The organism is Aliivibrio sp. 1S175, from assembly GCF_001690985.1.
GTDB lineage: Bacteria > Pseudomonadota > Gammaproteobacteria > Enterobacterales > Vibrionaceae > Aliivibrio.
Genome location: NZ_MAJS01000018.1, coordinates 99,112 through 108,849, shown reverse-complemented (window position 1 = coordinate 108,849; position 9,738 = coordinate 99,112). Strand labels below are relative to the sequence as shown.

Genomic DNA, 9,738 nt, shown 5'->3' with positions numbered 1-9,738 from the left:
ATTGTGGTCTGTATTATCGTTGCCTTTATGCTTGGCCCATTGGCTTTTGTTGGAGCAGGGGCTTTTGCGCTCATGTCATTTGGGATGACAAATTTCCAGTCAACCGTAGATAAGAGCTATATATTCATTGATGAACGTAGTGTTGCTTTTAATGTGATGAATGATGGTGTGGTATCACTCTCGGTCCCTGGGAAGGGAAGCTTTGAATATGTGGGTGATATATATACGCCGACTCTCGAAAAAAAAGCTGAGCTACTTAATCATTTGATTTCACTTTTCCCAGAAATGGAAGTAGTCAAGATCAAAAGACTAAATGATAAATATAAACATCCAATTTATCAGCAAGATGAAGTTACAGAGTGATTTATTGAACCTAAATGTCTGAACACTGAAATGTATAGTATCATAAAATTAGGAGTATTTAAGGTGCAATACTTTACCAGCTCCAACCAACGAAGAATTTGTGATTGCTCAACAATCGGTAGAGCTTTTATAGTCGCTCTATAATGTAATAGATTGATAAAAGGCTCAAATTTTGGTTTGAGCCTTTTTTATGTCTTTCCAACACAATAATAGTACTAAAAAGACCGTTGATAAGATCAGACTTTTGTTTTTTTGAGAACATACTTATTTATAATATTCTTTCGAGTATCAAGTTATACGACATAAAGCACAGTATCTGATAAAAGAATGATACTGTGCTTTAAAATTCAAAAAATAGGCTGTTAAGTTATTGAAAAGTAATTAAGTAGAATAAAAAGTGATGTAAATCACAAATGCTGCTATAATCACCTGAAATTTGAAAAGCTGGACATTCGGGCCAGCTTTTTTATGTCTATTTGAATAACTAATTGGAATGTACTGTGCTAACGACTGCTAACATCACAATGCAATTTGGCGATAAGCCACTTTTTGAAAATATTTCTGTTAAGTTTGGTAACGGTAACCGTTATGGTTTAATCGGCGCGAACGGCTGTGGTAAATCTACCTTTATGAAGATCTTAGGTGGCGAGTTAGAACAGTCTGGCGGTACAGTTTCAACAGATCCAAATGAACGTATGGCTAAATTAGGCCAAGATCAGTTCGCATTCGAAGAATACACAGTAATCGATACTGTAATCATGGGCCACAAAGAGCTATGGACAGTTAAAGAAGAGCGTGACCGTATTTATTCTTTACCTGAAATGTCAGATGAAGATGGCATGCGTGTTGGCGATTTAGAAACTCAATTCGGTGAAATGGATGGTTACTCAGCAGAAGCTCGTGCTGGTGAACTTCTACTAGGTCTAGGCCTTCCTGAGTCTCTACACTTTGGCTTAATGAGCGAAGTTGCTCCTGGTCTTAAAGTTCGTGTTTTACTAGCACAAGTTCTATTCGCTGAACCAGACATCATGCTTCTTGATGAACCAACGAACAACTTGGATATGCATACTATTGCGTGGTTAGAAGACATTCTTCTTGCTCGTAACTGTACAATGATCATCATCTCGCATGACCGTCATTTCTTGAACGCAGTATGTACACACATGGCTGATGTGGATTACGGAAATATTTGCCTATTCCCAGGTAACTACGACGAATACATGACAGCAGCAACACAAGCTCGTGAGCAACTTCAAGCAGACAATGCTAAGAAGAAAGCACAAATTGCTGACTTACAAACGTTCGTAAGCCGCTTCTCTGCAAACGCATCAAAAGCGAAACAAGCGACTTCTCGTCAGAAGCGTTTGGATAAAATTGAACTTACAGAGATTAAAGCATCTAGCCGTCAATCTCCGTTTATTCGTTTTGACCAAGAAAAACCACTTTTCCGTAATGCATTAGAAGTTGAAGGTCTAAAGCAAGGTTACGGCGAAAACATCTTGCTTAACGGCGTTAACCTGATGGTTGAAGTGGGTGAGCGCATTGCGATCATCGGTGAGAATGGTATTGGTAAATCAACACTATTGAACACGCTTGCTGGTGCAATGGAACCAATGTCAGGCATGATCAAATGGTCTGAGAACAACAATATTGGTATGTACGCACAGGATCACGGACATGATTTCGCTGAAGATCTAAATCTATTGGATTGGATGGGACAGTGGAAACAAGAAGGCGATGACGAGCAAGTTGTTCGTGGTATTCTTGGCCGTATGCTTTTCTCTCAAAGCGATATCAAGAAATCAGTTAAAGTGATTTCTGGTGGTGAGCAAGGTCGTATGTTATTTGGTAAGTTGATTATGCAACAACCAAACATCCTATTAATGGATGAACCAACAAACCACATGGATATGGAATCTATCGAAGCATTGAACTTGGCGCTTGAGAACTACAAAGGCACATTAATGTTTGTATCTCATGACCGTCAGTTCGTATCTTCAATCGCAACACGCATCATCGAAATCACAAAAGATGGCGTTAACGATTTCCACGGTACATACGAAGAACACCTAATCAAACAAGGTTTAAAAGGCTAATTTAGCTAAAAACCTAAACAGATAAAATAAAATGGAAGCTTATTAATAAGCTTCCATTTTTTATGTCTGGACTATTATTCACCAAGTTGGATATGTTTTTGGGTTGTGTTGTGACTTAAAAAAGAGAGAGGATATCAATTGTGTTTTTGATAACTACCTCTACTCAATATAAGCTATGGTTCACCTTAAGTACTGGAGATAAGTTATGTCGGCAGATATCGATAATGATAAAACATTCAATCGAATTGATACTATTTTGGCGTATATCCATGAAAATATGGATAGCCCATTATCTGTTGAGATACTTGCAGAAATGAGTTGCTGGTCTCGTTGGCAATTACAACGAGTGTTCCTAAGCCATACCGGAATGAATGTGGCTCAATATGTACGAGAGCTACGTTTAAGCATGGCGGCTATTGAGGTGCTGAATAAAAAATACCGTATGTTAGATATTGCTTATTTATATGGGTTTACTTCAGAGATAGCCTTTAGCCGTTCTTTTAAACAATACTTTAAAATGTCGCCGCGAGAGTATCAAAAACAAGGTAAAAAAATAGGTATTCGTAAACCGTTTCTAAAAAGTCAAAGTCTGACAGAGATCCAAGGCTCTGGTTTTTATCAAGTGCGATTAGAATATAAAGAGAGTTTCACGTTAACGGGATTACCTATCACGCTGCAAGGTTTGCTTTCAGATGTTCCTGATTTTTTAGATAAAGTTCCTCAAATATGGGAAGATCTCGATGGGTATTTAACTCAGATGTCTTCATCTCCAGAGAGTAAATATGGCGTAATTGACACTCGAAATGATACCGAGTCCCTAATCTACTGGGCAGGTATTATTGAAGATGAAAGTCTATCGTCAGTATTAATGTCGTTAAATGAAAACGTATCACAAGTTATCATCCCATCTCAAGAATATGCGGTTCTCCCTTATATCGGGCCTTCAAGTGGTTTAGCTAAGTCCGTTGAATGGTTGATCTCAGAATGGTTACCGTTATCAGGCCATCAAGGCATTGAAGGATTTGATATTGAAATTTATCACCTGAATGAAAATGAAGAAATTATTGATGTTGAGTATTGGTTGCCGATCCGTAACTCGTAGCTTTTGTTATAAATCAATTTATCAGTAAAAATATTTATTCATGCCCCAAATTGTTAACTTTTCATAAAATAAATCATTATACTCATGCGCAAGAGAATCATTCTCATTAGCATTCAATTTAAGAAATTGTAAACAGGATTATAATGAACGTATCTACAAACCATTCAACATTTAATGTTTCGTTACTTGCAACGGCAATTGCTGCTTCTTTTTTCTTTCCCATTTCAGCAATGGCTAATGACAATAACTCTTCTGATGACATTGAGACGATTTCAATATTTGGTCAGGCTTATCGTAATACCGCAACAAAAACATCGTTAGAGCCAGAGGAAACCCCTCAGGGCATTACTATTCTCGATGGTGAAGCATTAGAACAACGCAGTGTTAAATCTCTTAATGAGGCACTACGCTATGTTCCTGGTGTGACAACCGAGCAGAAAGGTGGTGCAGTGACAATGTACGATACGTTCAATATTCGTGGGTTTGATGTAAACCAAAGCTATTATGATGGTTTGGTTTTACAAGGCTTAAATGGGTGGAATTTACAACCCCAGATTGATCCTATTGCGCTTCAACAAATTGAAGTATTTAAAGGGCCAACGTCAGTATTATATGGGTCAATGCCACCGGGTGGTATGGTCAATATGATCGCCAAATCACCACAAAAAGAAAAAAGTACAGATGTAAAATTAGCAACAGGTACTGGTAATTTAGTGGAAGCCTCTATTGATACGACAGGGCAGTTTGGAGACAGTGATTTCTCTTATCGTTTTATTGCCCTTGCTCGTCAAAAAGATGGTCAAGTTGATTACACAAAAGAAGAACGCTACGTTATTGCACCATCAGTTGATTGGCAAGTTAGTGACCGAACGCTGATCAACTTTAATATGTATTATCAGAATGATCCGTCAATGGGTATGAATTCTTCGATGCCATCTTCTGGAATGATTTACGACAATCCAAATGGCAGTACTGATCCATCCACATTTGTTGGAGATAAAAACTGGAGTACGTTTGAGCGTGAATTCTTTATGGCTGGTTATAAGATCAACCATGAGTTCAATAATAACTGGTCATTCTTACAAAACTTCCGCTATATGAATGCGTCGTTGTATCAAGAGAATACGTATCATCTTGAAAGTGGGTTTGATTCATCAACGGGTAACCTTGATAGAAATATTTACAGTACAGATGAAAGCTCAACGGGTTATACGATTGATAACCAATTATCTGGTCGTGTGATGGCTGGAGGTATTGAGCATAACTTATTATTTGGTATTGATTACCAGAAATTAGATGGTGACTCACTTTATCAAGAGTTTGGTACTACTAATCAGTTTGGTAATTTTAATATTTTTAATCCAAACAACGATATGATCGATAAAAGTAAGTTAACACAATCTTATGAATCGAAAGAAAAAATCAGTGTTGAACAATTAGGTTTCTATACTCAAGATCAAGTGCGAATTGATCGTTTAGTTCTGATTGCTGGCGGTCGTTTCGATCAATATAAATCAAGCAATACAACAAGCACAACGTCTAAAGATGCAGATCAAAGTCAATTCTCATACCGTGTTGGTGCACTGTATGAGCTTGAAAGTGGTTTCTCACCATTTATTAGCTACGCAACCAGTTTTGAACCAGCTGCCGGTCTTGATGGAAAAGGTAACGCTTATGATCCTGAATTGGGTGAGCAAATAGAGGCGGGTGTGAAATATGATTCAGCTGATTATACAAAAACAGCGTCAGCGTCTGTGTTTAGAATCGTGAAAAGTGACGCATTAATGTCAGATCCGACAGACCCATGGGGACCTCAATTGCAAATTGGTGAAATTCGTTCTCAAGGTGTTGAGCTGCAAGGTCAGTGGATGATTAATGATAGCTGGGACGTCGCTGCAAACTATACGTACATTGATATGGAAATTACCAAAGACAGTGGTAATGACTTAGAAGGTAAAACACCAATTTATGTACCAACCCATGCTGCTAGCCTTTGGTCTAACTACTATATCTACGATGGTATTCTAACGGGAACACGCATTAGTGGTGGTTTACGTTATGTGGGTGAAATGGAAATGGATGCGAACAATACAGACAAAGTGCCTGATTATACGGTTGCTGATGTCTCTATTGGTTATGAGTTGGATGGATTAAGTGAATCATTGGCTGGTGCAACGGCACAACTAAGTGCAACTAACCTATTTAATACTGAATATTACAGTTGTTATGACTCGGCTAACTGTTGGTACGGTGCAGAGCAAACGGTAGAATTGAGTGTTAATTATAACTTTTAAGCTTAATTAAGAAAAAGGGGGAAGTGCGTATCATTTTACGTGCTTCTTTTCTTGCGTTTTTGCCATGAAAGAAATGAATTAGGCATGACATAAAGAAGTCCATTTACACACATAAATAATGTAGCAGTATGTATCAACTAAACAATATAAAAGTGATCAGGGACGAACGTACGATTCTTGATATTGATGAATTAACAATAGATCCAACGGCTTTAACTGTCGTGCTTGGCCATAATGGCTCGGGTAAATCGACCTTGGTGAACTTGTTGGCGAATCAATTTTCACCAGAAGAAGGTGAAGTGAGATTAAATCAACAACGACTGTCTACGTTAAATTCGAAAAAATTCGCTCAAAAAGTGGCATTTTTACCTCAAAAATTACCAGAAGTCGCAGGGCTTAATGTTGAAGAGCTTGTTCGCTTAGGCCGTTATCCTTGGCGTGGGGTTCTTGGGCGTTTTAATAAAGAAGATGCTCAGATTATTGAAGAGTCGATGATCAAAACTGGCGTACAAACTTTTCGTTCAACATTGGCTGACCAACTTTCTGGTGGCGAAAGACAGCGAGCGTGGGTGGCGATGTTATTAGCTCAGCAAGCAGATATTTTGATTTTAGATGAGCCAACATCCGCATTGGATATCCATCACCAATATCAACTCATGGGGCTATTGAGCGAGTTAAACCAACAAACGAAAAAAGGGATCATTGTTATTCTGCATGATCTTAATTTAACGCTGCGTTATGCCACACAAATCATTGCACTTAAAGGCGGAAAAGTGGCCTTTAAAGGTGAAGCAGGTCATTTGCTTGATGATGCGTTATTGTCTGACTTGTATGGCACTCCGATCACCTTAATTGATCATCCTATTCATAATCATAAAGTTGCTATCGTATGTTGAAAAATCGTATTCCTTCGCTTATCACTCTTCTATTTTTGATGGTAAGTCACACTGCATCGGCTCAATTTGTTGTGCAAGACAGTCGTGGTGAACAAGTTCTGGATTCCATACCTCAGCGAGTTGTGGCCTTAAATTGGGATCTTGCTGAGCAAGTGATAGAACTCGGTGTCACACCTGTCGCAATCACAGATACCGCGGGGTACCGTGAGTGGGTAGTACAACCCGCACTGTCGAGTGATATTGAAGATGTAGGTACTCGCGCAGAACCAAATTTTGAGAAAATAGCGGCGGTAAAACCGGATGTGATTCTTGTTGCTTCTCCGCAGGCCGATTTAATTCCTCAGTTAGAAAAAATAGCCCCTGTGTTGTATTTTCAAACTTACTCTGCGGATCATGATAATAGCTTGATGGCGATTAATAACTTTGAAGCCATTGCCCTTGTGTTAGGAAAAGAGAAAGTCGCACAAGAAAAGTTAATTGAGATGGATACCGAGATAGCAGAATTAAAGCAGCAGTTAGCTGACGCATACGGTAATGCGTTACCAGCCGTGTCTGTGTTTCGATTCGCAACGATGACCTCGGTCTTTATGTATGGTGATAATTCAACAGCGCAATACGCGTTAAATCAGTTAGGGTTTACCACTGCGTTACCTCAAAAAAGTAACCAATGGGGAGTAACCCAACTTCGCTTAACAGAGCTTCGTCATATTGATGATGGCATTGCGTTGTATATAGAACCGTTTAATGAAGAGAGTAAATTAAACAAATCAGTTATTTGGAATGCGATGCCTTTCGTACGTGCCCATCGAGTGAATAGTGTTGAATCGGTATGGAGTTATGGTGGCGCAATGTCGATCAAATACACAGCGCAAGCATTGGCAAAAAGCCTACTTGAGGTAGCACCTAAATCAATCAATGTTAGTGGTAATAATGAGTAGTCAGTTAAAGGGCGTCTCTTTCCGTTATCTGTCGGTACTTTGTGTATTGATTGGGTTGGTGGTTGCTACGTTTCAATTTGATGCTGTATTGAGTTTATCTCAGCAATGGCAAGCAATAAGCCAAGCGAGTGTGGATCTCACTTTACTTGATGACTTTGATAAGATCATCTTTGTTGAGTCACAATTGCCTCGTTTAATCATGGCACTTTTGGTTGGTGGAATGCTTGGGTTAGTCGGTAGCTTAATGCAACAATTGACTCAGAATGCCCTCGTTTCCCCAATGACACTGGGTACGGCATCTGGTGCCTGGCTAGCCTTAGTGATTATGAATGTGTGGTTTGCTGAGTATGTGGCTGATTATGCGTCTATGGCGGCACTCGTTGGGGCATCGCTCACGTTTGGTTTAGTCGTTGCTATTGCTGGTATTCGAAATTTATCAGGCTTACCTATCGTATTATCTGGCATGGCTGTGAATATTTTTCTGGGTGCTGTTGCCACCGCTATTATTTTATTAAATGAGCAATATGCAAAGAACTTGTTTATTTGGGGGGCAGGGGATCTGGCTCAGAATGGATGGGATCAAATTGTATGGTTATTACCAAAACTATCAGCCGCTGTACTTATTTTTATCTTCGCGCCCAGAGTCTTAGCATTATTACGTTTGGGTAATGTTGGCGCTGCAGCTCGCGGACTTAATGTTATTCCTTCTTTCTTTGGATTATTTACCGTTGGTTTATGGTTGGTTTCCTCTTCGATTACTGTGGTCGGTGTGATCAGTTTTATTGGTTTACTTGCACCAAATATTGCGCGCCATTTAGGAGCTAGAACTCCAAGAGATGAATTGTGCTTTAGCTTATTATTAGGCGCTACGTTATTAGTTGGTACTGATTTATTGGCGGTCGTGTTCAGTCATTACACAACAGATATGATCCCAAGTGGAACGGCGGCGGCATTCATTGGCGCACCTGCACTTATTTGGTTTACTCGAAGAAGCATGACCTCGCAAGATCAACTGTCGATCAGTTTACCAAAAGGAAAATCGTATTTACCAACAGGGTTAATTCCATCATTGATTGTGGGTCTTGTGGTGGTTGTGGTTTTAGCGGTTGTGATAACAAAAGATTCAACCCAAACACTTCATCCGTGGGTAATGATGATCCCAAGTGAGTTCAGTTGGGAGTTAAAATGGCCAAGGCTACTTACCTCTTTATCTGCAGGGGCCGGATTGGCAGTTGCCGGCGTATTATTGCAACGATTGATTTATAATCCTTTAGCAAGTCCTGATATTTTAGGTATCTCAGCGGGAGCGACATTGAGCTTAATTGGTGGCAGCGTTTTCTTAGGGTTTAATATCTTTGAAGCTGCGCCTCTTGTGGCTTTTTGTGGAAGTTTAGCGGTATTAGTGCTGCTACTGGTGCTAGGGAAACGTCATCAGTATGCGCCTTCTATGCTCATTCTTACTGGGATAGCATTAACGGCATTAATCGATGCTTTAGTCCAATTTTCATTAGCAAAAGGGAATGAGGACTCATATTCATTATTGAATTGGCTTGCCGGTTCTACTTATCGAGTGTCTCCCCAATCTGCTTTTGTTTTGTTTTTTTGCGTCGTTTTATTGGTGGCTTTTGCGTTATTAACCCATCGTTGGCTAACTCTTATTTCAGCTGGTCGTTTGTTTGCACAAGCCAGAGGATTAAACGTAACTAAGAGTTTTATCGCATTGCTTATTTGTGTTGCGTTACTTTGTGGTGCAGTAACTGCTACCATGGGGCCGATTGCATTTATAGGCTTACTTGCTCCTCATATGGCGGTTCTTTTAGGGGCGAAAAAAGCATTTGAACAGATTGTCGTAGCGGCATTAATTGGCGCTTGGTTAATGGTGATTTCTGATTGGTTAGGTCAGCATATTTTATTTCCATCTCAAGTGGCGGCAGGAACGTTAGTGTCAGTGATTGGTGGCATTTACTTTATTGGTTTACTGATAAAAGGCCAACGCTCTGCACATTAACAATAGACGTTCAATAATGGCTAGCCTTGCATTGATATTGG

General features: G+C 39.5%; 6 protein-coding genes and 1 pseudogene. All 7 read left to right on the top strand.

What is annotated here, in order from left to right:
- Nucleotides 1-363: pseudogene (locus A6E06_RS08775) on the top strand (hypothetical protein); the annotation flags it as partial.
- A gap of 500 nt (nt 364-863) precedes the next feature.
- A complete protein-coding gene (locus tag A6E06_RS08770; protein ID WP_065592591.1) occupies nt 864-2,459 on the top strand; it encodes an ABC-F family ATPase in 1,596 nt (531 codons plus the stop codon).
- A gap of 205 nt (nt 2,460-2,664) precedes the next feature.
- Nucleotides 2,665-3,561, top strand: a complete 897-nt coding sequence (locus tag A6E06_RS08765; protein WP_065592590.1) for a helix-turn-helix domain-containing protein — start codon at nt 2,665-2,667, stop codon at nt 3,559-3,561.
- A 143-nt stretch (nt 3,562-3,704) separates the two neighbouring features.
- Entirely contained in the window at nt 3,705-5,855 is a 2,151-nt protein-coding gene (locus A6E06_RS08760) for a TonB-dependent siderophore receptor (protein ID WP_065592589.1), read from the top strand.
- Nucleotides 5,856-5,983: 128 nt separating this feature from the next.
- Nucleotides 5,984-6,751, top strand: a complete 768-nt coding sequence (locus tag A6E06_RS08755) for an ABC transporter ATP-binding protein (RefSeq protein ID WP_065592588.1) — start codon at nt 5,984-5,986, stop codon at nt 6,749-6,751.
- On the top strand, nt 6,745-7,689 hold the full coding sequence (locus A6E06_RS08750; RefSeq protein ID WP_065592587.1) for an iron-siderophore ABC transporter substrate-binding protein: 945 nt from the start codon (nt 6,745-6,747) through the stop codon (nt 7,687-7,689). The genes A6E06_RS08755 and A6E06_RS08750 overlap by 7 nt, the downstream gene beginning before the upstream one ends.
- Nucleotides 7,682-9,697 carry a Fe(3+)-hydroxamate ABC transporter permease FhuB gene (gene fhuB / locus A6E06_RS08745; RefSeq protein WP_065592586.1) on the top strand — a complete coding sequence of 672 codons (2,016 nt, stop codon included), beginning with the start codon at nt 7,682-7,684 and terminating at the stop codon, nt 9,695-9,697. Before A6E06_RS08750 ends, fhuB begins: the two co-directional genes overlap by 8 nt.
- Nucleotides 9,698-9,738 lie beyond the last annotated feature (41 nt).

Excerpts from the sequence above, each read along its gene's own strand:
- A6E06_RS08765 (WP_065592590.1), top strand. The coding sequence starts at position 2,665 with ATGTCGGCAGATATCGATAATGATAAAACATTCAATCGAATTGATACT.
- A6E06_RS08760 (WP_065592589.1), top strand. The coding sequence starts at position 3,705 with ATGAACGTATCTACAAACCATTCAACATTTAATGTTTCGTTACTTGCA.
- A6E06_RS08755 (WP_065592588.1), top strand. The coding sequence starts at position 5,984 with ATGTATCAACTAAACAATATAAAAGTGATCAGGGACGAACGTACGATT.
- A6E06_RS08750 (WP_065592587.1), top strand. The coding sequence starts at position 6,745 with ATGTTGAAAAATCGTATTCCTTCGCTTATCACTCTTCTATTTTTGATG.
- fhuB (WP_065592586.1), top strand. The coding sequence starts at position 7,682 with ATGAGTAGTCAGTTAAAGGGCGTCTCTTTCCGTTATCTGTCGGTACTT.